Here is a 26,798-nt window from a genome sequence, read left to right on the forward strand (position 1 = left end):
TTAGCAAGAGGACCCATTCTATTAAGCTAATTCCTTAGAATGGGTCCTCTCGTTGATGATCACAGAGCTTATAACACCTTATTTCAGGAATTCCTTATTTTTCTCATACCATTCTTGTGCTAGCTTCTCAACATTCTCGCCGCCAAGTCGTTTCCATTCCTTGCGTATTTGCTCCATACCCGCTTCAGGTGTTAATGCTTTTCCACCCGTAACTACCTTCACTTCAATCTGTGTCGCAATAGGAGCAAATGTCGCAATCAGCTGACTCACTTCTGGTAGATCTGGGCTGAATGCAATATCTCTGCGATATTCATTCTTAAGCGCAACATCCAAAGCTATGGCCTTCGATTCCGCGATTTCTTGGGAAAGTGGATCTTGAGCTGCCATTACTGTCATCCAATCGGATTTCACATTCCATTGACTCATAATTGCGTACTCCCCAGCATAGGCCACTTCCGTCCGAAACTTATCGGAATCGAGCCTTTGAGGAATTTCTCCGTTGACCAGCTTGTAATGAACATTCTCTTCACCATGCTTCAGAGGCAACCAGCCATCCTCTAACATCCAGTCAATGAATTTGAAAGCAGATTCGATTTCATCCTCTTTCATCTCACTGTTGAACGCGACCAGAATATTGGCTGGCAATTCCTGATACAGACCATTCTTGCCATATTTGCTCTCTACTGGCTCAAGTGGAGCTAACTTAGCATCAGGTACATTCTTCTTAAGATCTGTATTCTCGTTATCCATTCTCCAGTTAGCGAAATACATGCCTGCCTTACCCGTTGTCCATAGCTGACGTGCATGCTCGAAGTTGCTGTCGGTAATATACTCTTTATCGATCAAGCCCTGGTCGAATAAAGATTTCTGAAAGGCTAGTGAGTCAGTGTAGCGATCTAAGGTTCTGCCATACTTCATTTGACCCTCTTCTAGGTACCATTGATTCTCATTCGTGAAGAATAAAGCCCGCATGACTCCAACTGCGTTACCGTTAAATACAATCGGTACTGTATCAGCTTGACCGTTACCGTCTGGATCCTCTTCCTTGAATTTCTTAGCTACCTCGATCAACTCTTCAATTGTTGTAGGTGCCTTCAGCTGCAGCTTATCCAGCCAATCCTGCCGAATCCATATTCCTTGACCTGCAATCGAATCAATCGCCCTCTTACTTGTAACTGCATAGATCTTACCGTTGATCGTCATTGCAGATTTCAAGTCAGGGTTCTCTTCTAAATACTTCTTGAAGGTTGTGCTGTACTTCTCGATATATTCATCGATCGGCTGAATGGCACCCTGATTAGCCAATTGAGCGATATAGTTACGATCGTATTCCCAGATGAGATCAGGAGCACTTCCGGAAGCAATCAATGTGCTTAGCTTCTGCTGAGCTTGGCCTCGATCAACTGGAATCCATTTGACTTTAACAGGAGAGTTCTCATTGATCCACTTCGTCCAGCGGTTATCCTCATAGTTTCCTTCCTCTGTCGCCACTTGACCCCGGTCAAAAGCTGAAACGCTAATTTCTTTCTTCGGTCCTTCAGATGCGCTAGCTGAAGCTGATGAAGTCGGTGTGCTTGATCCACCAGCTTCAGGTGAAGCAGCGGGATTTTCTGAAGCTCCATTTGAACTACAAGCTGCTAATACCAGCATCATAAGTGATAAGCTTATTGCCAGAACCGGTTTCCACACTACTTTCGAAATTCTCAATTTCTTCATCCCCTTATCGAATGGTTTATATCTATATCAAGGACATATTGTCCCATGATATCATCCTTTTACGGATCCGATTAAGACCCCTTTAACAAAATGCTTCTGTAAAAATGGGTATAAGATCAATATGGGGGTAACCGTAATCACGATAGCCGCAGCCTTGATCCCTTCTGGTGTCAGCATCACTTGATCAACACCTTCACTCCCAGAAGCATTCAGTAAGCTTTGATTCACCTGTTGAATCATTTGATAGAGCTTGAGCGTCAAGGTCTGCTTGGAACTCTTCGTAATGTATAACAGCACACTGAAATAGGAATTCCACCAGCCCACTGCATAGAACAAGGAAAGCGCGGCCATAATCGGTTTGCAGAGAGGCAGAATGATTTGACCGAGTATTCTCCAATCCCCAGCTCCATCAATTGCTGCCGATTCCTCAATTTCCTCAGGTAAGCCTTCCATGAATGTTTTCATAACGAACATATTGTAGGTACTGATCAATGCGGGCAGCCACAATGACCAATAAGTATCCATAAGCCCCAATTGTTTAACGAGAATGAAGTTCGGGATAACTCCTGCGACGAACAGCATCGTGAAAATGATGAACATAAGCAGCATATTACGTCCTATAAGTCTTCTTCTGGATAGTGGATATGCAGCTAATGTTGTCAATGTCATATTCATCAGCGTTCCTACAAGGGTAACGATAATCGTGTTCCACATGGCGACAAAAAGCTGACCGTCATCGAATAGCCGTAAATATCCTTCAACATTGAATTCAACAGGCCATAACGACACCTCGCCTGATGTAATCGCTCTACTGCTGCTGAAGGAAGACACGATTACATACCAAAGCGGATATAACGCTAAGAATGAAAGGAAACCAAGAATAATATAATTAGCAGTTGTCCCTATACGAGACCATACAGAAATACCGCCTATTGGAGTATTCATCGTTTACCATAGCCCCCTTTCTCCGAATGCTCGGGTTAACCTATTCACACCGATGACTAGGATCAAGCCAACCGCTGATTGAAACAATCCCAAGGCTGTTGTATAGCTGTAATTCATATTTTGCAAACCTACCCTATACACGTAGGTACTGATAACATCAGCTACATCTAGTACGGACTGATTCTGGAGAATCAAGGTTTGCTCAAGTCCAACATCCATGATATTGCCCATGCGCAGAACGAGCAGGATGGCAACAGTGCTGCGGATACCGGGTAGCGTAATATGCCAGATTTGCCGCAGCTTATTCGCACCATCGATCTTGGCCGCTTCGTACAACTGAGGATCTATCGAAGCCATAGCGGCTAAATAAAGTATCGTACCCCAGCCTGCTTCCCGCCAAATGCCCGACATTGTATAGGCAACAGGCCACCACGCTGAACTCGCCATAAAGTAAATAGGCTCAATGCCGAATACCTCGAGTATGGCATTAACAACTCCCGTACTAGGTGACAGGATCGCGATGAAGATACCACCCAACACAACCCAAGAGATGAAATGGGGCAAATACAGCAGGTTCTGTATAGTTCGCTTATACCATTCCTTGCGAACCTCATTAAGTAAGAGTGCCAATATAATCGGTACTGGGAAGCCGAAGACAAGACTATATAAGTTCAGTACTAACGTATTTCGAATAACACGCCAGAAATCGAGACTTAAGAACAGACTTTGGAAGTGCTTGAAACCTACCCATTTACTCCCGAGTATTCCGTCCCCCAAGCGATATTCCTTGAATGCAATGATCTCACCTGCCATTGGAGCGTATTTGAACAATAGATAAAATACGATCACAGGCAGCAGCATCAAATATAAATATCGATCCCGCTTTAATCGACTTCGGAAAGATGAGCTCCGCGTCTTTGTTCTTATCGAATTGGAATGGGCAAGCGCCGTATCGAATCCAGATCTTCTATCCTTCATTTGATTCACCCTTTCGTTGATGAAAGCCCAAGTCTGCGGGCAATTCGTATCGTACCGCGAAGGCGAAATAAATGAATATAGACACGTTCTGAACACCATGACTATTCTTGCAAAATGTACGGTCACAATTCTTGTGCGGAGTGCACTTTCTTATGATTACATTTGAACATCCTTAGAGTGGCGCGGGTTTTGAGCTGTACGTCTATAGACAATAAAAAGAGACATACACATGAATATCCTCCATAGTTAAGAGGATTCCTGTATATGTCTCCTGAACGAATGACGTTATCTTGTATAGTTAATCTGCGTTGTCAGCTTGTGACTTGTCCGCCCACTTCCGATACTCGAGCGGAGTCATCCCCGTGTATTTCTTAAATGTCCGTAGAAAGCTGCGTGTATTCACATATCCAACCGCTCCCGCAATCTCATTCACTTTCCGATTCTTACCCGTGATCAGCTTCTGAGCAGCGCTAATTCGGATGCTAATTAAATAATCTATAAAATTGCTTTCCGTATATTCCTTAAACTGCTTGCTGATATAAGTAGGGCTCAAATGGAATTCCTGAGCGAGCCGATCTAAGGAAAGATCATTCTCTTGAAAATGCTCTCCGATATACATGAGCATACGTTCAATCGTATCATTACTTCCCCTCTGAACTCGTCTATCGTTGATCTTGGCAGCCATCTCCTCGAGGAAGGAGAATACGATTGTCTCCATCACCTTTAAGCTCTCACTACGACTGATCAGCTCATATTGACTATCCAGCTGACTCATCGATTCCTTCAGGTCAATCCCTATAGAACCAACCGCTTGTACTGATTTCATAATGAGATCGAAGGACAGTTGGCGGATTAACTCAGGTGGCAGATTACTGTCTAAGGCTTCGCGGAACGTTTCATTTATATATTCCTTCAATTTAACTATATCGGTCTGCTTCAACGCATCGGTAATTCGATCAGCTGTACGAATGAGTCGGTAATATTCCTGACTATCGAGTGGCTGTAGGTCCTCAATGGAAATAACTGAATGTTGACCGAATACCATCTTATAATGGAGCGCCTTCTGCGATTCATCATACGATTGGGGAATATCCTTCATCTCGCTGCAGCCACGACCTACTCCAACAGTCACAATGAGATCGAATTGCTTCTTCATCACATCGAGGATCAGCTCCAGAATCGCCAGCGCACGCAGGTGATTCAGCTCCGCATCCCCTTCTGCGAAGCTAAAGATCACAGCCGCCCGACCTTCGCCTAAGTCGATTGCAGCCCCCGCGTTCTCTAGATTGATTAGCTCTTCTGCCACATTACAGAACGCATACGTGTACAATGTCTCATCTTTAGCTCTTAAATCTACTCCTTCTTTACTGATCTCTGCCGTACAGACAAGGAATCGATCTGGGTATAAGTGAACACCCACAGATTCCAGATGATGAAGCACAGCCTGATAATCAGTGCGATAGCCGACAAGCATATCCATCATGATTCTCCACTTCAGTACCGGCCTCGAGTCCCGCACATGCTGCTGAAGATGCTCTCGATCAAGCACAAGCTGGTCGAATACCTTCTCTAGATAAGTAAGCCCCGCATCTGTTCGCTCTTGCGTCTGATTGAGCTTATATGTACCCGACATTTTACCCACCAATCGATCCAGCGGCTTGAAGGTCCAGCGGTTCACATAGAATAGTACGATCAATGCCAGCAGAACCATTCCCGCTGCGAATGCAATCAATAGATTACGTGTAACCTTGATTGGCTTATACATTTGTGACTCTGGCAGAATACTAATCAATTTCCAACCCGTATAATCCGAATCGCGGTAAAAGATCGATTGACTAACACCATTAAGCTTCCCCGTGAAGAACCCACTTCCTCTCTTGGAGAGAACACTCTTAATATGAGGGAGCTCCTTTAAATTGCGATAGATTTGCGTCTTGTCATCGTGAGTGACTACATTTCCATCACTATCGATGATAAACATATAGCCAACGTTACTGTCCTCATAGACAGCTTTGACCATATCGTATATAACCTTTTCATTGATGTTAACAGCTACCATTCCCTTACGATAGCCGGGACTGCTGATCGTCGGATAAGACCGTACTAACGTAATGACATCCTTGTTTCCGTTACCCTCCCAAAGCTGATGGGTAGTTAACCATTTTAAATAGACTGGCATTTCCAAGTAGTCATCCAACCAATTATCAACGTCAGGGGAATCCTTAACATACGCTTTATCCGTCAAGATGTGACCACTTACAGCTGAATAGACATAGATAGATGAGAATTGAGGATTCGTATTAATAAAATTTTTTAGCTTCGTACTTAATCCATAGAAATTACTGTATCGTTGAGCGTCATCTAAATAACTGTCGAGCATAAAATATACGAATTCAAGTTCGTCCATAAGTGTCAGCAGATCCTTCTCCGTCTGCCGGAAGGCCACCTCAATCTTCTGATCAACTTGCTTCAATAAAGCAAGGTTTGTATCATTAAGATCACTCTCTAGCTTACCCACTGTTCCGGTGTAGGATAAACCGAAAGTCAGAGTAAAAATAACTAAGAAAACAGCCCCATAGATCAACATGACTTTATTCGACAGGCTGGATTTCATCCTGATCTCCCTCCGAATGCATCCAAACAAGTTGATTCCCTAACGATCATATAGCTGTTAAGACGAATGGAATCCTTCTTCTGGCCGTTCATCCGCTCAAGCAGCATATTCATCGCTGCTTCTCCAGCAGCCTGGCGCGGAAAGTGGATAACCGTCAACGGCGGCGATAGCTGCGATGACATCAAGATATCCTCACAGCCAGCGATTGCGATATGCTGCGGCACCTTAAGACCCCATTCACGGCAAGCAGCTATACAGCCCGCAGCCATTAGATCATTCGCACACACAATAGCCGTGAAAGCTGTAGTCATCCCGTTCTCTTCTCCAAGAACACCATCAAGAACGGCTTTTGCTTGTTCGAACCTGCCCGAGCCGTCCAGCACTCCTGAGACAGATACATCCGGGCCTTCCAACCGCATCGCTTCTAGAAAAGCTTGATATCGAATCTCATAATGGAGGCTCTGCCCCCCCGCAGTCATAAAGGCAATACGGTGATGCCCCTGTTGTCTCAGGTGGGAAACCAGGTTCCGCATCGCGGGCAACCATTCAATATCTACATAAGGAATGCTTAACCTCTCGCTTCCACCCTGAGGTACAGGCTGCGTAGCGGATACGATAGGTATTTCAAGTGAATTGAAATATTCAAGAGTCTCCTGGCTGAAGGATTGACCCAACAGCAGAATTCCGTCGACCCGGCCCATCCATAGATTCCGAAGCTCCTCCTCTTGATTAAGCTCATAGGTTTGTATGAATACGAAATATCCATGAAGCTTGGCAGTCGCTTCGATAGAGAGCAGCAATCCTGCATCGAATGGATTCCCAATGTAATGCACCAATACAGCAATCTGCTGCGATTTCTTAGTCTTCAAACTGCGTGCCATCTGATTCGGTCGATAGCCGAGCTCTTGAATGGCATCGAGCACCTTACGCCGAGTTTCTTCCTTCACAACTTTGCGGTTATTGATCACATACGAGACGACAGCTACAGAAACACCAGCTCGATCCGCTACTTCTTGCCTTGTTGCCATTGTCCTTTACTTCCCCCGTTCCAGACGTCACTAGACGTTGTTCTAAGATCTATACGATACTCTTAGAGTTTTCGCCATTGCTCTGCAACATTTGCTTCAATGGCACCATAGAGTCGTCAGGCACATAATAATTAAACGGATTTTCGCTAATGATGCCGAGCAGCTGCTTACGGACAGGGTTAGAATTGTTCAGCAGCCCTTCCGATGGAATCGTGTAGTCGATGGGACGCATCCAAATCGGACTGTACCCGAGAAACAGCTGACGGCGAGTCTGATCGGAATGATTCGGCGCACCCGCATGCCATAAATTTTGTGGGAAAATAAATACATCTCCCGGCTCAGCGCAAATCTGAATTTCGTCCGGCAGCTCTTCCCTAACATTATCTGAGTCAGGCTGGTACACATGATTATGTGAACGAGGAATAATCTTCGTATTGCCACGATTAGGCTCTGACATATCACTGAGAATATAACAGACCTTTATATAGTACATCGGCGTAAGGCCATTGATTGCCGGAAATTGTGGATGCGGTCCATCCTGATGCCAATTAATGAAGCTATTCGTCGCTGTCCGAACATTGTCCGGATTCGGCTTCCTTACAGTCAGATGAGAAATATGCAGTTGAATGTTATAGCCAAGTAATTGAGCGATTAACGGCAAAACCGAGGGATGATCAATTAATGAGGCAATTTCTTCATGACGCTCTACACTATTATAGATATTGTAAGATAGCGATTCTGACTCTTCAGCCAATATTTCGTCGATACCGGCATTTAACCTTGCTACCTTGTCCGCGCTTAATACATCCTTAAGCAGCAGGTAACCTTCTTCATTAAACTGTTTGGATAATCCCTGTATAGACGATTTAATAAATGCCATTCTACAAGCCCCCTAGTTGTTTCACTTCTTATTTACACGAGTAGATTTACTCGTGTAAATAATTTCATCAATACTATAATTGAATCAGATTGCTCCTGTCAAGGATCAGGTGAATAACGTAACAACGATTCGTTCCTATCGCTGCCGTTGTTGCCTTGCGCCTTAAGGAAGAGGAGGAACTCGTTGAAGAAGAACGGATGCTCAGGATGAACCGGCATCCTACAGAGGGGCATACTGTTTGCAGTCTGTCTGCATGACGCTATTGTGTAGGTTTTCCAGCCATTCCCTTTGGCGGAGCCAAAGAAAAAAAAGAACCGACAGCGAAATGGACCATAATAGCGTAGTCGATCTGGCTGTCGGTGTTGAAAGAAAATAAAGTATTAGACTAGGGAAATAAAGTTGTAGACTGGCGCGGCGTGCAGCCGGTTCGAGCAACTGCGGCTCTCGCTTCGGGTGCTTCCAGATGGAGACCGACTTTGCGCATCTAGTATAAGTCATTCGATTGTTAGCGATTTATTTGTAAATGAACGCATCCATGGTATCGCGCGTAACATGACCCAACTCATTAGCGGATTCTTGATTGAGAATCGTTTCATCATCGTTTTTGATGCTTCAACCTCACGAAAAGCATACTTGCTCATACCCTCTTGATAGGAAAGGATCGCCCACTCAAGCGTTTCGCCTTGTATCGCTATGGCTTCCAGCTTATCTGCGAGAAGTGCCGCATCACGCAATGCTGTGTTACCTCCATGCGCTCCGGTAGGGGGCATGACATGGACCGCATCTCCCATAAAAACAACTCGGGAGACTGGCCACATATCCGGTTTTTTGGCCACTCTAAATCTTACCGGCATGGTATAGTCGACATCAGCCCGCTCTACAAAACGTTGGACAACCGGATGAAAGTCGCGTACGGCCTCTTGTGCAAGGCGTTGCAGCGCCTCGGCGCCAAGTTTCTCTTGATGTTCCGGAAACTGCTCTTTCGGCAGCAGAATTCCCCACATCACATAATCATCATTTATTGGCGGTGCTTGGTTCACTCCAAGACGTGCAAAGGCCGTTTGCGGTGCCTCACCGAAGCGCATTGCGGTAAAGAAGAATCCACGGCCGGATGGACCTATTGCGAATACTCCGCTGGTTTCCAGAGGACGAGGAACGAGCGATCGGCCTTTATGAAAAAGGAGCGATCGGCCATAAATCCCCCAGCTGCTGGTATCATCCGGCTCACAGTCGGGTAAAAGCTGCTTGCGAAGGACCGAGTTAACACCATCCGCACCAACTACGAGTGAAGCACGGATACAACTTCCATCCGAGAAGTGAAGTGTTGCTCCATCTGATGTTGTCTCAGCACGCAGCACCTCCTTGCCGTAATGCACCCTATCTTGAAGCCCCTCGAGCATAATGGCGCGGAGTGTTTGGCGATCCACCTGACGTGGCGTTCGCAAGTCAGCACCGCTCGGATCGCCTTTAAAAGTGAGTCTGAATACCTCGCCAAGCTCTTGGTTAGTTACGCGAAAGTAACTCGCTTTGTCCGTAGGGGAAGCAGTGGCAAGAAACAGCTTAAATAAATGAGGCGGCAGGCATCGCTGAAGAGCTGCGATACCGTGCTCGTCAACACTGATTCGATATCCTTGGCGACGGATATGTGGCTCAGGATCGCGTTCATAAATTTGCACATCGAACCCGGCGCGAAGCAACGAATGTGCCAGGCACAAGCCACTTAACCCGGCACCGGCTATGGCCACTGAAATTTCGGACATATTACAGCCATCCCCTTTACGTTTGATTGTCAATCGATTAATTGGTATAATAAGATTTGTAATTAATTTATCTCATGAGATAAGATAATATTAACGGAGGATGACCTGTATGTCAAGAAATCAAATCATAGACACCCTTGCGGAAGAATTACGAAATAACAGTACGGTGACGATCATGTTTCACCAAGCGATCGGTACAAAACTGGGATTAAATGCGACGGATCACAAATGTTTAGATGTCATATTGAACAATCAACCCATTACTGCCGGTCGTCTTTCCAATTTAACCGGGTTAACAACGGGGGCGATCACGGGTGTATTAGACAGGCTGGAGAAAGTGGGATATGTTTTCAGAGTCAAAGATCCGACAGACAAAAGGTCGGTATTGATTTCCGTCGATCGGGAAAAGGCGGAAAAGGATATTTTGCCTCTCTTCCATTCATTCGGTCAACAACTGAATCAAATGTTATCGAGCTATAATGATAAGGAACTTCAGAAGGTACTCGATTTTATAAGACAATGTAATTGCTTGTTAAAGGATTTTACAGAAAAAATGATTAAATGATCTCCAGAAAAAAGACGCTCCGCCTTAACGCTTTGTTAATCATGGGGGCAGTCTAATACTTATTTTTCAAAATTAGGCGATTTCTCGACTTAATAACCCGCGCAGAATCACTCAATCAACAGGTATTGTGAGGAAATAACGGCTTCTGCCTTGGATATCCCTCGTTTACGATGGTGCTCGACAACGCCCGCATTCATCATGCCAAGTTGCTGAAACCGTTTCTGGATGAGAACAAGCGGTTTCCCTTCGTCTTTCTACCGTCGTATAGTCCACAGCTGAATATTGTCCGATGTAGTGAACAATGTCTTCTACCACGCGGTAATCGAGATTCGCAATAACGTCTCTTCTTTCATGAATGCGGTGATGCTGCAGCCTCAGATCGTCATTGACCGACTCTGTATCCGGATGGAGTCCGACCATGTCATGGAAATTCTTTAATTCAACTTATATAGAATATGCCGTACAGGAGCGCCAAGCTTGTATGTTAACCGGAGAAGCCGGGATGGGGAAGACGACCATGGTGCGCGCATTTGCCAAACAGCTTGAATCTTCACTTACGCATTACGAATACATTTGTGATTCAGCGCTTACTCCCAAGCTGTTCTACCGAGAAGTGCTCGAGAGGTTAGGCATGAATGGGGCATCGCGTCGGACCGTGCTTAAAAGACAATACCAGACGTGCTTGCTAGACCTGTATGAACAAGACAAGTAAACAACGGTCATCGTACTAGATGAGGCACATCGCCTTTCGGAAACAATGATGCAGGAGATTCGGTTTTTACTGAATTTCAAAGAGGATTCCATGTCACCGCTGGCCTTAATCCTGATCGGTCAGCCTAGCTTGCGCAACCAACTTAAGGCGAGGTATTTGGACGCCATTGATCAGCGGATCCAAACCAGATACCAGTTCCAAGGGTTCTCAGAAGAAGAGACGAGGGCTTACATCCAGCATCAAGTCAGGGTATCTGGGTCTGTGCAGGAGATATTCTCAGAGGAAGCGTTGGTTGCGATTCACCAATTTGGTCATGGTGTACCTAGAAAAATTAATACCCTGTGCAGCCAATCTCTATTAGATGCATTCGTTCGTGAAAACAGGATTTTTGGTGAAGGGCATGTCCACCGAGCAATGAACGAGATGTAATTCCGACACTCATCTCGGCTGGATACTGTTGGTCAGTGGCAGTACGAGTGACCATACCCGAGTTGTTACGACAATGCCACTGGCCACATCCGACAAGGTGACTGGCTGCGGACACGCTGCCCCTGCTTTAATTCAACGCTAAAGACAAATTGCTTGGATTTCGAGTAGCACTCCTTCTTATCCTTCTCGGTAAGTTCGACAATCAACGTCTTGTCTTGGACTTTAAGTGAGCATTTTGCCCTTCGCTTCCCGCTATCATCTCGCGATAGTTCCTCCAGAATTTCTCCCTTAATTGCGTACTTCATTGCCAATTCGAGGGGCGGGCAATCCATCCTGATCTGCCAAAAAAGACCCATCCGGGAGGATGGAGTCCTATGTCACTTCCACTATGATCGCCTTTCCTCACTTCGACATCCAGACTGGCAAGGCCCGAGCGTCGATTGACCAGATGATCAAAATTCAAAGCATGTATAACTGAAGGTGCCAAATTCATAGCCGCGGTACAGCAATAAAGGCTCTTCCATGCTGCTGGAGCTTCCCATGGCCTGGAGCAAAGGTACAAAATGCTCGGCTCTTGGAACTGCCCTCGAAGCGTAAGGCGCAAGCTCCGTATACTGGAACAGCGATGCCAGATCGCGCTGCCGGATTGTATCGATCAGCCAGTCGTCAAACTGCTCCGCCCAAGGCTCGGGATGCGTTTGGCCGAATTTAAGATAATGAAAATTATGGACCGTCGTACCGCTGCCAATAATGAGAATATCCTCTTCCCCCAGTCCCGCCAACGCTTCACCGATATGGTACTGTTCAGCTGCCGTCTGAAAAGGATTGACGGAAATCGTCACTACCGGGATATTGGCCGCAGGGTACATATAACGCAGCATGATCCATGCGCCGTGATCAAGTCCGCGCTTATTGTCCCTTCTGGTCTCCAGACCGCGCTCGCGGTATAGCTGCTCGATCCTCCCGGCCAGTACGGGGTCTCCGTGCGCCGGGTAAGTCAGGCGGTACAACTCATCGGGAAATCCGCCGAAATCATAGATGGTCGTCAGCGGACCTTCCGCGAACGAGATGGTCGTTACCCGCTCTTCCCAATGCGCGCTAAACAAGACGATCGCCTTGGGGGCGAATCTTTTGCCCGTATCCTGGAGAAAACGGGTATAATCCGATTCCTGCAAAGCCATGAGCGGCGACCCGTGGTTAATAAATAAGGACGGTATCATTGCAGCAGCCCTCCAATAGACTCATTTGAATTTGTCATTTTCACTTACTTTATGTTATTAAGTATATTTATATAACTATATTTCGTCAAGTTTTTAAATCTAAAATAGTTAGTTTGTCTAATTTCGGCTTCGGGAGTATAATGATAGATAATGAGGTGATGAAGATGGATCAGCATAATTCTTGCCAACGGTTCGAAAAGGCTATTGAGCTGTTAAGCAAACGATGGATGGCTTTAATCGTCTACAAGCTGCTTTCCGGTCCCCACCGATTTGTCGGCCTTGAGAACGCGGTAACGAATTTGAGCGGCAAGGTCCTCTCTGACCGGTTGAAGGAGCTTGAAGCGGAAGGCATCATTCGGCGGGATGTTTATCCCGAAACTCCTGTAAGAATCGAATATTCATTAACGGACAAAGGTTACGCCCTGGCTCCGCTTTTTAAAGAAATAGGAGAATGGGCAACCCAATGGGTGGAGCTTCCGGACGACATAGATACGGTCGAAGCTTGCAAGGAAGCTTCCCCTATATGCTGTAGAGAGGGCGAGACGGAGCACCAATAAAGCCGGCAAATGCCCCGTTTTTCACAAACAAGCAGCGGACTTCTTCCAGGTGAAGAAATCCGCTGCTTTTGCTTTTTATGATAGATTTATGAACAGCTTCATTAATGAAGAGGGCTCCTGAACCTTTTGTCCAGAAGCGCTGCGGGAAATTGCTGTTTGGTTTATTTTGGTTCAACCGGCAGCTCAGGCAGGCCCCATACCGATACACTTTCCCCATTGACCGGAAATTGCGCATAACCATCCTCGCCGATGGTTATATGGTCTTCCCTCGTGTTGGTCAAATCTACCCATACTTCGCCGGTCCGGCGTTCGCCGACAAACATGCGCTTGGATGCTTTCGCGGTATTGGAAATTACGACGGCACAGCCCGAGCCTTTGAACTCATCTACGCCGAGCCTCACCCAACCGATTACATGAGGATCGTCGAAGTAATCCTTCTGCTCTCCGTACGCTTTATGATAGCGGGCATACAAGAGAGGGTCGATTGCTTCCTTCTTCCCTTCAATCGTTTCATCGCCGCCGATCTTGAAATAATCACCGTAAAACACGCAGGGGTAACCGTCCTGCCGCAGCAAGACAAGGGAATAAGCAATTTGTTTAAACCAGTCCCCCACCCACGATTCCAGCGCCTCGTTAGGCTGGGAATCATGATTATCCACGAAAGTTACCGCATTCCGGGGATTCGTGGCTACCAGAGTGTTCTCGAATATTTTGGTCAAATCAAATCCGCCTTTGGTCTGCGAAGCTTCGTACAGCTTATAATGCAGACAGACATCAAACAAGGAGAGCACGTGGTTCACCTCTCCCAGAAACTCCTGACAGGCTCCCTTGTCGGAGTTCCAGAACTCACCAACCACAAAAAAAGACTCCCCGTGCTCCTTCTTGACCTGCTCGACGAATTCCCTCACAAAATGATGATCAATATGCTTAATCGCATCCAGCCGGTAGCCACTGCATTTCAGCTCATTGGCGAGCCATTTGCCCCAGGAAATCATCTCATCCTTGACCGCCTGATGATTATAGTCAATATTGGCGAACATCAAATAATCATAATTTCCAAATGCATCGTCGACATTGTTATTCCAAACCTTGTTCTCTCCGGTAATTCGGAAGATGCCGGACCGGTTCGATTTGGCGTCAAAGTCCGTTCCGTTAAAATGCTCGAAATTCCATTTGAAAGATGAATACTTCTCCCCGCGGCCTGGAAAAGTGAATTTCGTCCACCCTTCAATGTCAAAGGGTTTGGAGATCTCCTTCGTCCGGTCCTGGGGATCAACCTCGATTACCTGGAAGACCTCCTTTTCGTCTGCACCTGCTTTATGGTTCATGACCAGATCCAGATAGACGGCGATGCCGTTTTCTTTGCAAACCGCAATTGCCTCCAGCAGCTCCTGCTTCGTGCCATATTTGGTTCGGACCGTTCCCTTCTGGTCAAATTCGCCCAGGTCATACAAATCATAGACTGCATAACCCGTATCATTCACCGATGTTCCTTTAGTTACAGGAGGGATCCAGACAGAATCGATTCCCCTCTGCTTCAGCTTCGGAGCAAGTTCCTTGAGCCGGTCCCAATGCTTGCCGTCAGACTCGACATGCCACTCGAAAAACTGCATCATCGTATGATTTCTTTCCATAAACGGCTCGGCTCCCTCATTCAAAAGTTCTATTATAAGAGATTATACCCAGGGCTAATTTCCTCCAAACAAAGGTGCTTACTACGATATATCAATTCAGAAAAAGAATGTGACAAAACGCAGATCCCGCTGTTACCGGAGGCGTCTGAATATGGTAATCTTATTCTAGGAGGTGTTCACTTGATGGCTGAGAAAAAAGCGATATACATCATAACCGGCGTCATGGCGGCAGGAAAATCCACCATTGCCCAGCTTCTCGCAGAGCGCCTGGACAAAAGCGTTCATGTGCGGGGCGATCTGTTCCGCCGGATGATCGTTAGCGGCAGGGAAGATATGTCCTCCGAGCCGTCTCCCGAGGCACTGGGGCAGCTGCAGCTGCGGTACAGACTTGCAGCCACAGTAGCGGAAGAATATTATGAGGCCGGATTTAATGTTGTCCTCCAGGATGTTATTATCGGGCCTGTCCTGAACGATATGCTCCTGTATTTGAACCATCGGCCCCTTTATCTCGTTGTGCTGGATCCAAATGCCGAGGCTGTCGCCGCCCGTGATGCGGCCCGCCATAAGACCGGCTATGGCGGGATTACAGTCTCCGCGCTTCAGCAGGTCCTGCAAGCCGACACCCCGAGGATTGGCTTATGGATCGATTCCTCCGGTCATACACCGGACGAGACGGTCGATGAGATTTTACGGAGGGTTCATGCGGAAGGCGAAATCCGGTGAGAGGCTCTTCCAATGATCAGAAAAAAAACCATTTCCGCCTATTCGGGCGGAAATGGTTTTTTGACGTTGGAGTTAACGGCCTGCTTTGTTCCGTTTGGAGAACCATTCGGACCGGGGCTTGGGAGCCGGGTTAGCTCTAGGCTTGGCGGATGGCCTTGCTGGTCGGAGGGCCGTTGCCGCCGCCCTGGAGGAACCTTGCTGCGCCTTAACGGGCGGCGACGTGACGCCTTGCATCGGATAAGGATGGTCTTTCACTTCAGGGATCGACTTGCCGATCAGCTTCTCAATATCCTTCAGGTACGGAATCTCATCCGTTTCACAGAAGGAGATGGCAATTCCGCTCAGACCTGCACGGCCTGTACGGCCGATCCGGTGAACGTAGGTTTCCGGGATATTCGGCAGATTGAAATTGATCACATGGGATAGCTCGTCGATATCAATTCCCCGTGCCGCTATATCCGTCGCGACCAGCACCCGTGTGGCGCCGCTCTTGAAATTGGCGAGCGCAGCCTGCCGGGAATTCTGCGATTTGTTGCCATGTATCGCCTGGGCGGAGATCTTCGCTTTGGTCAGCTCCCGGACCACGCGGTCGGCGCCATGCTTGGTGCGGGTGAACACCAGAGCCGATGCGATGGATTTATCCTGCAGCAGCAGATTCAGCTGATTCTGTTTGTTGGCTTTGTCGAGAAAATAAACGGACTGCTCGATTCGTTCCACGGTTGTCGATTCCGGTGTAATCTCGACCTTCACGGGATTTACGAGCAGGGTTTTGACCAACTTGGCAATTTCCGGCGGCATGGTAGCCGAGAAGAAGAGCGTCTGTTTCTTGGCTGGCATCTTGGCAATAATCCGCTTCACATCGTGGATAAAACCCATATCCAGCATGCGGTCGGCTTCGTCCAGCACCAGAATTTCCACATGCTGCAGATTAATGCGCTGCTGGTTCATCAGATCGATCAGCCTGCCAGGCGTGGCGATAATGATGTCCGCGCCAAAATAAAGCGCACGCTCCTGTGCTTTCTGCGACACGCCGCCCACAATCGCCGAGCAGCGCAGGGTGGTGAACTGGCTGTAGGCTCCGATGTTCTCTGCGATCTGCAGCGCAAGCTCCCTCGTCGGCGTTAAGATCAGGGAACGTATCTTACGCGTCCCGGAGGTTCTGCCCTGCTGTCCGCTGGCGCTTAATAATTGAATAATGGGCAATGAAAAAGCAGCCGTCTTGCCTGTTCCGGTCTGTGCGCAGCCCAGCAGATCCTTGCCGGCGAGCACCGCCGGAATCGACTGCTCCTGAATCGGAGTCGGCGCTGTATAATTTTCTTTGGCCAAAGCCTTCAATATCGGGGGTATAAGATTTAATTCATTAAATGTCATGTTATCTCCTTAAGTGTACCTGTATCTATTATTCGCCATAACTATTAGATCATGACATATAAGGATAACACAAAGGAGGGTAGAATAAAAAGCAGAATTTTTGTTTGCTGTATTTTCAAGATTAAAAATTGCACTAATTTGCCGTCATTAAATAGCTCCGTTACGCTTTCCCGGAGCGTTGTTACGCCAGTATTGGGTATTTCCTCACAACAGATGCAATGTCTATTTGCGCTACAGCCCCAATCTCCCCCTAACAAAAAAATGGACGCTAGCTCTAAAGCAACATCCATTTCAAAATATCACTAATAGTGTCAGAACATGCCCATGCCGGCTAGGCACCCTATGCCCGACTCCGAATCGTCAGAATCCGGCAGAGGTTCTCTACCTGCCTTTCCAGCAGCTGCGGCGTCTGGGCAATCGCCTCTTCCAAGGTACAGGGACCGTTTACAATCGATAGCGCCGCCGTCACACCCAAGTCATCCAGATCCGATGGAGCAATGTTCATGCTCCCGCACAGGGCTATAACCGGAACACCGTAAGAGCGTGACAGCCGCCCAAGACCCGAAACGGCTTTACCAGCAAAAGTCTGGGAATCCAGCCTGCCTTCTCCCGTAAGAAGAATATCCGCATCCTTAAGATGTTCTTCCAGTGAAGAGGCTTCCATTATCCATTCAATGCCCGGGCGGAGCTTGCCGCCCAGTATGGCGGCAAGCGTTGCCGCCATGCCTCCGGCTGCCCCGCCTCCTTCAATTTCCCGCAAAGAAACTCCGAATTGCTTGAGCGCAACATCGGCCAACCGGTTCAGTCCCCGCTCCAGCAAGCGGACTTCTTCGGGACCTGCGCCTTTTTGCGGCCCGAATACGGCAGAGGCGCCGTCCGGACCGCATAACGGATTGTTCACATCGCACAGGACAGTAATATCCATCTTTAGTATGCGGGGATCCATCATTGTAGCGTCTATAGCCGCAAGCTTTAGCAAGGACTCGCCGCTACCGGTCAGCTCATTTCCTTGCGAGTCCAGTAATTTCATATTTAATGCTTTTAACATCCCGGCGCCGCCATCATTGGTCGCGCTGCCGCCCAAGCCAATAACCAGTTTCCGGCAGCCGCGGTCCATCGCATCGACGATGAGCTCGCCTGTACCGAAGCTTGTGGCTGCCAGCGGATCCCGTTTGTCCGCGGGGATGAGCGGCAGGCCGGAGCTTTGAGCCATCTCGATAATGCCCGTCACCCTGTCGTCAAGAATGACATAACGCGCCAACACAGGGTCCCCTAAGGGCCCTGTGACGATTCGTTCATATTGGGTACCGCCGAGCGAAGCCATCAGGCTGTCGAGCAAGCCTTCCCCGCCATCGGCAATGGGAATTTCCACGATGTCGGCCTCCGGAATGACCCGGAGAATTGCCTGCTTCATATGGCTGATAAGCCTGGTTGCAGACAATGAGCCCTTGAACGAATCCGGCGCGAGCACGAACTTCATCATAAGAGAACGACCGTCTTCAGATCCGTCATTTCCTCTATTGCATAACGCGGCCCTTCCCGACCGATTCCGCTGTTCTTGACTCCGCCATATGGCATACATCCGATACGGAACGCGCTGGTTCCGCCGACGATGACGCCTCCGGTGCGAATGCGGCGGCTCGCTTGCATGGCAGCCTGCAGGTCATTGGTCAGAATGCCTGCTTGCAGGCCGTAATCGGAACGGTTGACATGATCGATCGCTTCATCCAGGGTACTGTATGGAGTGACGCTGACGACCGGACCGAATACTTCGCTGTTCACTACCTTCATTTCCGGACTCACGTTGCTCAGAACCGTCGGCCATACGTGAGCGCCCTCCCGTTTGTTCCCCGTATGCGCGACTGCCCCGCCTTGAACCGCCTCTTCAATCCATTCCTGGACGCGAATGGCTTCCTTCTCTGCAATCATCGGACCGATGCCCGTATCCTCCTGCCGCGGATCTCCTACTTTAAGCAGTTCAGCCTGGGAAATAAGCTCGGCAAGAAAGCGGTCATAAATCGTCTCATGTACATAGATCCGCTGCACAGAAATACACACTTGTCCCGCGTTGCTGAAAGCCCCTTGACTGCAGGCGGCCGCCGCAGCTGCCGGATCGGCGTCGGAATGAACGATCGTTGCCGAGTTCGAGCCCAGTTCAAGCGACACCCGCCGAAGTCCGGTCGCTTCTTTGATTCTTTTGCCCACCTTCACGCTTCCTGTAAAGCTGTAGTAATCGATCCCCGGATCGGCAATCATCCATTCGCCAACCGTGGCGCCTTCTCCGCCGAGATATTGCAAATACCCTGCGGGCAATCCGGCCTCCAGCAAAATTTCGCAGAGCTTATAGGCGATCACAGGCGTTTTCTCAGCGGGCTTAAGCACGACAGCGTTGCCGCCAGCCAAGGCAGGAGCAACTTTATGGGCAACCAGATTCAGCGGAAAGTTGAATGGCGTGATCGCTCCGACGACTCCTACCGGCTGCCTCAGTGTATAGCAGGTTTTCTGATCCAGCCCCGGAACGGGGAGACTGAATGTCTCGCCATGCAGCCTGCGGGACTCCTCCGCGGATTCCGTGAAAATATCGGCGGACCAATACACTTCAAACAAGGCCTCCCGCTTGATTTTGCCGGCTTCAGCCACCATAATATCCGCCAGCTCTTCCGCCCGGCTCCGCATAATTTGCGCCGCTTTCATCAACACTTCATATCGCTGCGGTATCCCGAAAGGGACTGTGGCCTGCGCCCGCTTCGCTTCCTGAATGGCTCGGCTTACGTCTTCCTTGCTTGCCTGATGAACATGCGCATAGAGCTCGCCGGTGAATTTGTCCTGAACGGGCAGCAGCTGCCCTGTGCTCACTTTCTCGCCCGAGATAAGCAGCGGATAATCGGGAATAGTTGTTGTCATGCACGGACTCCCCCTGACTTTAAGAATCTGAATTTCGGTTCTTGCACAATAATGACACCCAGGAATAAGACCAGCATTCCGACAATGGAGCCTGCATTCAAATATTCGTTGAACACCAATCCGCCCACAAGGGTATTAAATACGATGCTCAGCGATATGACAGGTATGACCTTGGAAATCTCGATGGTCTTAAGCGCCTGCGATACGCTTGCAACCGCGAGCCCGTTAAAGCAGCCGGCGGCAAGCACTTTTACCGCTCCCGTTAAATCTGTATTCTGCCATGCGGATGTGCCGTAATAGAGGATGATCATCAAGTTAAGCAGCAATATACCTGCCGCGGAGCCAATAGCCAATATGTAGGATAAAGGCACCCCGCGGCGCAGCTGAGTCCGCTGCAAAGCCGACCCGCCAGCCCATGCCAGCCCTCCAAGAACTCCACAGACGATGGCCCAGATCCAATCCCCTGATAAGCTGAGCCCTGCAGATTTGAAACCCGCCATCGTAACAAGTCCTGCGATGAAGAGGAGAATCCCGTAAATCATCATGCGGCTGATTCGTTCTCCCAGAAACACACCGCCCAGAACGACCGCCCAGATCGCTTGGCTCTGGACAGAGGGGGATGCAATACTTAATCCCCCCATCTGCACCGCCGCATAGAACAACAAATTTCCGGTGAAAAATTGAAGGACTCCGTACCCTGCGATAATCCCCCATGAACGACCGGCAATGCGGTCCCCGGATAGCAAGCTTCTCCTGACGGCAACAATGAGCGCAATCAGCATCAGCGGCAACGCTTGAAGCACAGTTCCGACTGCAAAATGCGTATCGACCGAGGCGATGCGAAGCGAGATATCGGAAGCCTGAAAACAGATCAATGTTGCAATCACCCAAAGCCAACCACTTCGCCTCATCTGACCATCCATTGCTGGGGATCGTGAGGGACACGGTTCTGTTCCAGGAAACCTTCCTTCAGCTTGAAGCCAAGTCCCGGCCGATCCGGCACGACGATACGCCCTTCCTTCAGCTCCAGACCCTCTTCGAATATAATGGTGTAAATATCAAGATTCCAGGCCGGCGGCTCGTAAGGAAGCTCGAACCATGGGCAATTCGGCAGAGATGCTGCGAGCTGCAGATTGGTCATCAGACCGATCGGATTGGACCAGGTGTGCGGGATGAACTGCTTATGATGGGCCTCAGCCAATGCAGCCGCCTTACGAAGCTGGAAGATCCCTTCACTGAATACGCAGTCGCCCTGAATGATATGGTAACCATCCCTCTCGGCCAGTGTTCTGAACTCCTCCAGTCCCGAGTTCTTCTCGCCGCCTGCGATGGGAATGTCCACTTTGCGGGCGAGCGCCGCCAGGCCATCATAATTATGACGCGCAAGCGGCTCCTCCAACCAAACGACATCAAGTTTCTCCAGCGCCCGGGCAACCTTCAACGCAACAGGCAAATCCCAGGAGGAATGGATGTCGCTCGCGCCGGGCAGATGATCCGCTTGGTTGGCGTCGACCATCAGCTTGATCCTGGATCCGAAGATCCGGCGAATTTCGCGGATCGTCTCCAGATCATTCTCCGGGTGCGGATCATGCATACGAAGCTTAACGGCTTGAATGCCCTGATCCACGCAGTTCTGCACGTACTGGATACGCTTCTCCAAGCTGCATAATTCGCCTGTACTCGCATATACCGGAATCTCATTGGCAAAACCGCCCCACAACCGGTGAACCGGCTGGCCGCAAGCTTTGCCGACGAGATCCCACAAAGCCGCCTCCACCATCCATGGCCATCCCATGCGCAGCTTCGCGTTGGAGATTGCCGGACGGAGCCTTTCAATCATGAACGGATCTTTGTTCAGCAGCTGCTGCTTCAAAAACGTGTTAATGCCAACGACATTCTCCCAGCCTGTAGCCGGTCCCGCCCCGATTCCCGTGATCCCCTCATCGGTCTCGATTTGAACGATCGTCATCTTGACCGAATCGAACTGAAGCCCGCTTCCCCAGGTCGGATAGAACGGCGCCGGCAAGGGGCATTTCACCAAATCAGCGATTACATTTGTGATTCTCAACCTTAACCCTCCGTCCGTAAGGCGCTGTTATTTAAGTGGAATTTATGGATTGGATGCGCTCCGGACAAAACAATCCAAACGCCGGTTTCCCAAGCTGAACAGTTCTCCCCATCCTTCTCCTCCATTGCAACCACCCCTTTGGAGTCTGTAAGCCATGTGATGATGTTCTCAGGCTGTTGTCCTAACGGCAGGCGGAGCTTCAGAATGATCCAATCCGGCGTGATTCCCTGATCAGCCGAAATCGTAATATGAAAAGCAATAGAATCGTTCTCTCCTGCAAGCTGGGAAATCGTAACTCCGCCCAGCTCATAGGTTCCCTCGCCAGGAGCGACAATGAACTCCCAACGTTTGGTGCCAAGCGTCTCCATCCAGCGCACCGGATCGTCGTATCCCCCGAGAGTCTTGACGCCGCTTGGAAGAACCGGAATGACGGCACCCGCCCGAATGAAAACAGGGGTCCGGTCCAGAGGAGCATCTATTCTTCCATTCCAGGAGCCTTGCATCCGCTTTCCGGTCCAGAAATCGGTCCAATCTCCCTCCGGCAAATACACTTCACGGGAAGTTCCTTCATAGAAGACCGGTGCGACAAGCAAGTCCCGGCCGAACATATATTGGAAGGCGATGCACGATAATTCATGGATATTGGGATCTTCATTATAATGAAGCATCATCGCCCGCATCATCGGAACGCCTTTCTCAGCCCCCTCGATCGCAAGCCTGTAGAGATAAGGGAACAAACGAGTGTGCAATGACGTATACTCCACATAGTTATCCAGCGCTTGTTGATCCATATCCCATGGATCGCGTTCACCCAGCCCGTGCAATTCCATACAGGGCGTGAATGCCGCATACTGCGTCCAGCGGATGAAACAATCGCGGTCAGGCGTGCCGAAATATCCGCCGATATCGCTTCCCCAATAAGGAAAGCCGCACAGCCCGATATTCTGTCCGGCGAAGATCGTCGCCAGCATCCCGCTCCGCGGAGCGAAATCTGCGGTTTGATCTCCCGCCCAGATGCCGGTGAACGCTTGCGAACCCGCCCAGGATGAACGTCCGAGCAGAATACCGTTATACGGATGAACGACATCATGCGTAACTTTGTTGTAGAGCACAGGGTAATAGTTATGCATCGTCTTGCCCGTGCTGCCGTCGTAAAATACCGCATCGTCTGGTACCTGCTCGCCAAAGTCGGTTTTGATGCCTCTTACACCGATATCCATGAGCCCTTGAACCCGCTCCTGCCACCAGCTAACGGCTCCCGGATTCGTGAAATCGAACATGGAACCGAGAAGGTTCGGGCTGTTGCCCAGGCGATGCACATAGGTTTCGCCGGTTGGCGTCTTGAGGAAGTATCCTTTGGCGTCCAATTCTTGATACACTTCCGTCCAATTCGCCACCCAAGGGGAAATCCAGATCACAACCTGATATTCCAATGCCTTGGCTTCATCCATAACTGACTGAAAATTCGGAAATTTCTCCTTGTGAAATTGGAAGTCATTCAGCTCCTGCTCCCAGGCGGCATCGATCAGCTTCACGCTGCATGGAATGCCGAGCTCTCTTTGCTTGCGCAAATCGAGCATTACGGTCTCCTGGTTCTCCGTGCGCCAGTCGCGCGACTTCCACGCTCCGAAGAACCATGGGGGAGGCAGGGTCGGTTTTCCGACAACCGTCGTATAATCATCAATAATTCCCTCGATCTGTTCGTTCTCAAACCGGTAAAGGTTTAATTCACCGCTGTTCACTTTCAACTGCACACGGCTTCCGATATCCGGCGTCGCCATGCGGGCATAGATCAGCTCATTGTGTTCCATATAAATGCCGTAGCCAGCCGAGGACAGGTAAAACGGAATCGGCTTGTAGCTCAAATCCCGAACGCAGCCGTTCTCCACGCGAAGCTTTATCTCTTTGCCCCGCTGATCCAATTCCCCATAGGTTTCGCCAAAGCCGTAGAAATGCTCGCTTTCCCTTACGGCGTATTCGCAGCTGACCCATTCGACCCTCTCACGGGTATCCACTTTCCACTGCAGACGAGTCACCGTCCCGCCAGTCCTCGTTATGCGCAAGATGATTGAATCTGCCTGACGGGAAGAGGCATACCGAATTTGTTCATCCGATTCCCCATCCTGTGCAAGGCTTTCCGCCTTCAATGCTGCATGCCACTCCAACTGTCCGTCGACCAGTATCGCATAGCGAAAGTCAACCTGTCTCTCGAAACCCATTCAACAGACCCCTCTCGTCTACAATCGAACACATTCGATATTTAAAATTTTGCACAGCTGTTCCAGTTCTGCGGCCACATCGGTGTAAATCATCGTCAGATGATGCTCCCAGCCATCATAGATGAGCTTATCCATCAACGTCTTAACGCTGGAGTCGGTTCTGACCTGTGCTACAGTGCCCTTCACGATCGGACCGATCTTCAGCGCTTCACCCGTTGTAACAAGCATGCGGTATTTGCCGTCGAGATAACCAAGACGAGCCAGAGTAACAACGCCTGATTTCAGTGGAAACTCGACGTTTAATCCGCCTATGCCGAATTCTTCGCCAAGCAGCACGCTCTCGCCCGGTGCCACCAGTGAGAACGGGGCAGCGCCGCAATGCCATAATGTCGTTTCATTCGTCGTATAATCGGCGTGCACGATATCCGCGAGAAATGGAGCCGAGCCGGCAAATTCCCGCATAATGGAAGAGGTGATGGTTCCCAGCACGTCGCCTTCGCAGCCGGTTACAATCCCGTCATCCGTCAGCTTCGATACGGAACAGCAGGCTGCCTGCCCATGTCCTTCGATAAATTCCGGCCAGCAGCGCACGGATAAGGAAGCCACGTTCTTTGCCTTCGCTTCTCTTTCCAGCGATGCATAAGTGTTCGCGAATTTCTCGATTTTCTCTCCGGGCAGCTCATTCACATTGTCGAACTGGCTGCCGATTTCCGCGGTCAGTTTGTCTCTCTGGGCTTGGGGGACGTTATTTGAGCCTTGGAACACATCGTCCAATCCGATATAAACGACTTCCGGACCGATGACAGCTTTTAACGAAACCGCATCGACGGCCATCGCATCGAATCCCGGGGTATGGGAGCCCACAAGCCCAACACGCATTTTCTTCAGATCGCAAGACACCTCGAATGCGCGGATATAACGTGTCAGGCTCGTTACGTCGCCTTCCGGATTGAGATGAACATAGTCAAACTTGTGATTATCCCTCTTCAGCAGGCTGGCCATCAGATGGACGCCGCAAAGGGAATTGAATTGAAGCGCACCTCCGTCAAACGGAGGCTCCGGCAGCGCCCACAGCAATACCGGAGCAGCCAAATCCTTGATCAGGAGCGGAAGCAGCTCACCGGAGGGAAATGTTCCAATCTGCATGACTAACAGATCGATCTGACTGGTTTTCAGCAGCTCGTTCGCTTCTTTGGCTTCTTTTTTCAACATAATCATAGATTCATAGGAGGTAACCCTGCCCAAAGGGGCAAGTATCGATTTACTTACTTCGTAAAGTCTTCCAGCTTCTTCTGGATTAAAACCGAATTGAGCGCGCAACGAAACAAACCCGATATTCAACATAGCGGAATTCTTCTCCTTCGATTAGATAATATAAATACCTGGCTTGCTGATGATTTTTCCATTGATTTCAAAGCTTAGCTGAGGCCAGCGTTTATCTTCATGGAGGGGAATTGCGCCGTCATCGCCAACCCACACCGTATCCTCGCTCTTCGTCCCGTTCACCGTCGGGTTCCAGCCCCAGACCGTCCCTTTCTCTACCTTTCCTTCCGTGTAGGGCCCTACGGAAAATTCACGTGTGCGATAGCCTGTTTTGCCGCCGATCGTATGTTTTTTCCACGCATCTCCTAAGCCGAGCTCCTCATACGTTTTCAGGCAGAACTGGAACAGCTCGCCCAGATCCGCCCCATCGACCGTATGGGCTTCCAATTGAGCAGCGATATAAGAGGCATCGCGATGTTTTTTCAACAACTCGCCGTCAGGCTCGCCGATGTGTACGGAGCGGGTCATGGACACAACCAGACCGCCGCGCGAGGCGCATACCGAAATTACGGCGAAAGCTTCCAATTTGTTGTCCGTTGCCAGGGGATGCATATATTTGGGGGCTCTGTCATCGGCAGCCACCATCAGAACATTAGGATTAATGCCCTGGCGGCGCAATAAGCCGGACAGCAGGCCGTCGATTTCGAATTCGGTCATCCCTTGACGGATATGACTCATCAGCTCATAGAAAGCATCCGATACGTCGCGGGCGAGCTGTCTATATCTCTCCACTTCATCCGGAACCAGCGGATAAAACAAACTTCTCAGTTCCTCCGAGATCGGAGTTACATGAGGGAAGGCCATATCTCCGGCAACCGCTGCCCCTTCATAAAGATCCTGCACTTCATTATCCGCCCAGCCCCACCAGGGATAGGTGCGGATTTCGCATTCCAGCCGGCTGGCCAATTCCTCGTCCCACACGCGGGCTTTCTCGTTCTCGGCCATTACACATACGACCTTCGACTGCGTAATGAACAGCGCTGCTCCTGTCCAATCGGATGTGATGTCGATATGATTGCGTCCGCCGCCCGTCAACCAGGCAAACAGGTTCGGCGTCTGGATACGAATAACATCGTAATGCTGCTCGGCCATAAACGAACGCAATTTCTCCAATTTGTGTGCAACTTCCAAAGTTGTCTGTGTACTCATCTT

21 protein-coding genes and 1 pseudogene are annotated in these 26,798 nt (G+C 49.4%); 5 read left to right on the plus strand and 17 right to left on the minus strand.

All coding sequences use genetic code 11. The annotated features are described in order from the left end of the window. Nucleotides 1-78 precede the first annotated feature (78 nt). The 7 genes from IEY46_RS19540 to IEY46_RS19570 form a co-directional block, all read right to left on the minus strand. Nucleotides 79-1,707 (minus strand): extracellular solute-binding protein, encoded by a 1,629-nt coding sequence (locus IEY46_RS19540; protein ID WP_229750412.1) that lies wholly within the window; start codon nt 1,705-1,707, stop codon nt 79-81. Nucleotides 1,708-1,767: 60 nt separating this feature from the next. After that, nucleotides 1,768-2,661: a carbohydrate ABC transporter permease gene (locus tag IEY46_RS19545; protein WP_188994155.1), complete on the minus strand. Its 894-nt coding sequence runs from the start codon at nt 2,659-2,661 to the stop codon at nt 1,768-1,770. A 3-nt stretch (nt 2,662-2,664) separates the two neighbouring features. Continuing rightward, nucleotides 2,665-3,639: an ABC transporter permease gene (locus tag IEY46_RS19550; protein WP_188994157.1), complete on the minus strand. Its 975-nt coding sequence runs from the start codon at nt 3,637-3,639 to the stop codon at nt 2,665-2,667. Between the two features lie 298 nt (nt 3,640-3,937). Next, nucleotides 3,938-6,253 carry a cache domain-containing protein gene (locus IEY46_RS19555; protein WP_188994159.1) on the minus strand — a complete coding sequence of 772 codons (2,316 nt, stop codon included), beginning with the start codon at nt 6,251-6,253 and terminating at the stop codon, nt 3,938-3,940. Then, the gene (locus tag IEY46_RS19560; protein ID WP_188994161.1) at nt 6,250-7,281 is read right to left on the minus strand and encodes a LacI family DNA-binding transcriptional regulator; all 1,032 of its coding nucleotides are present in this window, start codon (nt 7,279-7,281) and stop codon (nt 6,250-6,252) included. The genes IEY46_RS19555 and IEY46_RS19560 overlap by 4 nt, the downstream gene beginning before the upstream one ends. A 49-nt stretch (nt 7,282-7,330) precedes the next feature. Next, on the minus strand, nt 7,331-8,161 hold the full coding sequence (locus tag IEY46_RS19565) for a phytanoyl-CoA dioxygenase family protein (RefSeq protein ID WP_188994163.1): 831 nt from the start codon (nt 8,159-8,161) through the stop codon (nt 7,331-7,333). Between the two features lie 494 nt (nt 8,162-8,655). Further along, complete coding sequence (locus IEY46_RS19570) at nt 8,656-9,921, minus strand: FAD-dependent oxidoreductase (protein ID WP_188996033.1); 1,266 nt, start codon at nt 9,919-9,921, stop codon at nt 8,656-8,658. A 109-nt stretch (nt 9,922-10,030) separates the two neighbouring features. On the opposite strand from IEY46_RS19570, the gene IEY46_RS19575 reads away from it, so the two are divergent. The 3 genes and pseudogenes from IEY46_RS19575 to IEY46_RS36790 all read left to right on the plus strand — a co-directional run bounded on the left by IEY46_RS19575 (nt 10,031) and on the right by IEY46_RS36790 (nt 11,627). Further along, nucleotides 10,031-10,486: a MarR family transcriptional regulator gene (locus IEY46_RS19575; RefSeq protein ID WP_188994165.1), complete on the plus strand. Its 456-nt coding sequence runs from the start codon at nt 10,031-10,033 to the stop codon at nt 10,484-10,486. A 170-nt stretch (nt 10,487-10,656) separates the two neighbouring features. Further along, entirely contained in the window at nt 10,657-10,824 is a 168-nt protein-coding gene (locus IEY46_RS19580) for a transposase (RefSeq protein ID WP_188994166.1), read from the plus strand. 80 nt (nt 10,825-10,904) lie between these two features. Further along, nucleotides 10,905-11,627 (plus strand): annotated as a pseudogene (locus IEY46_RS36790) (ExeA family protein). Between the two features lie 452 nt (nt 11,628-12,079). Here IEY46_RS36790 and IEY46_RS19595 read toward each other — a convergent pair. Beyond that, nucleotides 12,080-12,847 carry a dioxygenase family protein gene (locus IEY46_RS19595; protein WP_188994168.1) on the minus strand — a complete coding sequence of 256 codons (768 nt, stop codon included), beginning with the start codon at nt 12,845-12,847 and terminating at the stop codon, nt 12,080-12,082. A gap of 164 nt (nt 12,848-13,011) precedes the next feature. Here IEY46_RS19595 and IEY46_RS19600 point away from each other — a divergent pair, with 164 nt between their 5' ends. After that, entirely contained in the window at nt 13,012-13,404 is a 393-nt protein-coding gene (locus IEY46_RS19600) for a winged helix-turn-helix transcriptional regulator (RefSeq protein WP_188994170.1), read from the plus strand. Nucleotides 13,405-13,565: 161 nt separating this feature from the next. On the opposite strand, the gene IEY46_RS19605 is transcribed toward IEY46_RS19600, so the two are convergent. Further along, complete coding sequence (locus IEY46_RS19605) at nt 13,566-15,038, minus strand: alpha-amylase (RefSeq protein WP_188994172.1); 1,473 nt, start codon at nt 15,036-15,038, stop codon at nt 13,566-13,568. Between the two features lie 183 nt (nt 15,039-15,221). Here IEY46_RS19605 and IEY46_RS19610 point away from each other — a divergent pair, with 183 nt between their 5' ends. Beyond that, nucleotides 15,222-15,761 carry a P-loop nucleotide/nucleoside kinase family protein gene (locus IEY46_RS19610; RefSeq protein ID WP_188994174.1) on the plus strand — a complete coding sequence of 180 codons (540 nt, stop codon included), beginning with the start codon at nt 15,222-15,224 and terminating at the stop codon, nt 15,759-15,761. 72 nt (nt 15,762-15,833) lie between these two features. Here the strand turns inward: IEY46_RS19610 and IEY46_RS19615 are convergent, their stop codons facing one another. The 8 genes from IEY46_RS19615 to IEY46_RS19650 form a co-directional block, all read right to left on the minus strand. After that, nucleotides 15,834-17,132 carry a DEAD/DEAH box helicase gene (locus IEY46_RS19615; RefSeq protein ID WP_188994176.1) on the minus strand — a complete coding sequence of 433 codons (1,299 nt, stop codon included), beginning with the start codon at nt 17,130-17,132 and terminating at the stop codon, nt 15,834-15,836. 340 nt (nt 17,133-17,472) lie between these two features. Next, nucleotides 17,473-18,615 (minus strand): glycerate kinase family protein, encoded by a 1,143-nt coding sequence (locus IEY46_RS19620; RefSeq protein ID WP_188994178.1) that lies wholly within the window; start codon nt 18,613-18,615, stop codon nt 17,473-17,475. Continuing rightward, nucleotides 18,612-20,036 (minus strand): aldehyde dehydrogenase family protein, encoded by a 1,425-nt coding sequence (locus tag IEY46_RS19625; protein ID WP_188994180.1) that lies wholly within the window; start codon nt 20,034-20,036, stop codon nt 18,612-18,614. Before IEY46_RS19625 ends, IEY46_RS19620 begins: the two co-directional genes overlap by 4 nt. After that, the gene (locus IEY46_RS19630) at nt 20,033-20,959 is read right to left on the minus strand and encodes a DMT family transporter (protein ID WP_308422821.1); all 927 of its coding nucleotides are present in this window, start codon (nt 20,957-20,959) and stop codon (nt 20,033-20,035) included. The genes IEY46_RS19625 and IEY46_RS19630 overlap by 4 nt, the downstream gene beginning before the upstream one ends. Then, on the minus strand, nt 20,944-22,104 hold the full coding sequence (locus tag IEY46_RS19635; RefSeq protein WP_188994183.1) for a mandelate racemase/muconate lactonizing enzyme family protein: 1,161 nt from the start codon (nt 22,102-22,104) through the stop codon (nt 20,944-20,946). Before IEY46_RS19635 ends, IEY46_RS19630 begins: the two co-directional genes overlap by 16 nt. A gap of 2 nt (nt 22,105-22,106) precedes the next feature. Next, entirely contained in the window at nt 22,107-24,323 is a 2,217-nt protein-coding gene (locus tag IEY46_RS19640) for a glycoside hydrolase family 31 protein (protein ID WP_188994185.1), read from the minus strand. An 18-nt stretch (nt 24,324-24,341) separates the two neighbouring features. Then, nucleotides 24,342-25,667, minus strand: a complete 1,326-nt coding sequence (locus IEY46_RS19645) for a hypothetical protein (protein ID WP_188994187.1) — start codon at nt 25,665-25,667, stop codon at nt 24,342-24,344. A gap of 21 nt (nt 25,668-25,688) precedes the next feature. Beyond that, nucleotides 25,689-26,795 (minus strand): M24 family metallopeptidase, encoded by a 1,107-nt coding sequence (locus IEY46_RS19650; protein ID WP_188994188.1) that lies wholly within the window; start codon nt 26,793-26,795, stop codon nt 25,689-25,691. Nucleotides 26,796-26,798: the final 3 nt, after the last annotated feature.

The sequence above is a fragment of the Paenibacillus nasutitermitis genome (genome assembly GCF_014641075.1).
Taxonomy (GTDB): Bacteria; Bacillota; Bacilli; order Paenibacillales; family Paenibacillaceae; genus Paenibacillus_Z; species Paenibacillus_Z nasutitermitis.

What these genes read in the sequence shown, in the direction of transcription:
- IEY46_RS19625 (WP_188994180.1), bottom strand. Translation starts at nt 20,036, where the DNA reads ATGACAACAACTATTCCCGATTATCCGCTGCTTATCTCGGGCGAGAAA.
- IEY46_RS19580 (WP_188994166.1), top strand. Translation starts at nt 10,657, where the DNA reads ATGGTGCTCGACAACGCCCGCATTCATCATGCCAAGTTGCTGAAACCG.
- IEY46_RS19560 (WP_188994161.1), bottom strand. Translation starts at nt 7,281, where the DNA reads ATGGCAACAAGGCAAGAAGTAGCGGATCGAGCTGGTGTTTCTGTAGCT.
- IEY46_RS19575 (WP_188994165.1), top strand. Translation starts at nt 10,031, where the DNA reads ATGTCAAGAAATCAAATCATAGACACCCTTGCGGAAGAATTACGAAAT.
- IEY46_RS19645 (WP_188994187.1), bottom strand. Translation starts at nt 25,667, where the DNA reads ATGTTGAATATCGGGTTTGTTTCGTTGCGCGCTCAATTCGGTTTTAAT.
- IEY46_RS19595 (WP_188994168.1), bottom strand. Translation starts at nt 12,847, where the DNA reads ATGATACCGTCCTTATTTATTAACCACGGGTCGCCGCTCATGGCTTTG.
- IEY46_RS19650 (WP_188994188.1), bottom strand. Translation starts at nt 26,795, where the DNA reads ATGAGTACACAGACAACTTTGGAAGTTGCACACAAATTGGAGAAATTG.
- IEY46_RS19615 (WP_188994176.1), bottom strand. Translation starts at nt 17,132, where the DNA reads ATGACATTTAATGAATTAAATCTTATACCCCCGATATTGAAGGCTTTG.
- IEY46_RS19605 (WP_188994172.1), bottom strand. Translation starts at nt 15,038, where the DNA reads ATGGAAAGAAATCATACGATGATGCAGTTTTTCGAGTGGCATGTCGAG.
- IEY46_RS19600 (WP_188994170.1), top strand. Translation starts at nt 13,012, where the DNA reads ATGGATCAGCATAATTCTTGCCAACGGTTCGAAAAGGCTATTGAGCTG.
- IEY46_RS19610 (WP_188994174.1), top strand. Translation starts at nt 15,222, where the DNA reads ATGGCTGAGAAAAAAGCGATATACATCATAACCGGCGTCATGGCGGCA.
- IEY46_RS19570 (WP_188996033.1), bottom strand. Translation starts at nt 9,921, where the DNA reads ATGTCCGAAATTTCAGTGGCCATAGCCGGTGCCGGGTTAAGTGGCTTG.
- IEY46_RS19620 (WP_188994178.1), bottom strand. Translation starts at nt 18,615, where the DNA reads ATGATGAAGTTCGTGCTCGCGCCGGATTCGTTCAAGGGCTCATTGTCT.
- IEY46_RS19630 (WP_308422821.1), bottom strand. Translation starts at nt 20,959, where the DNA reads ATGGATGGTCAGATGAGGCGAAGTGGTTGGCTTTGGGTGATTGCAACA.
- IEY46_RS19565 (WP_188994163.1), bottom strand. Translation starts at nt 8,161, where the DNA reads ATGGCATTTATTAAATCGTCTATACAGGGATTATCCAAACAGTTTAAT.
- IEY46_RS19545 (WP_188994155.1), bottom strand. Translation starts at nt 2,661, where the DNA reads ATGAATACTCCAATAGGCGGTATTTCTGTATGGTCTCGTATAGGGACA.
- IEY46_RS19640 (WP_188994185.1), bottom strand. Translation starts at nt 24,323, where the DNA reads ATGGGTTTCGAGAGACAGGTTGACTTTCGCTATGCGATACTGGTCGAC.
- IEY46_RS19550 (WP_188994157.1), bottom strand. Translation starts at nt 3,639, where the DNA reads ATGAAGGATAGAAGATCTGGATTCGATACGGCGCTTGCCCATTCCAAT.
- IEY46_RS19555 (WP_188994159.1), bottom strand. Translation starts at nt 6,253, where the DNA reads ATGAAATCCAGCCTGTCGAATAAAGTCATGTTGATCTATGGGGCTGTT.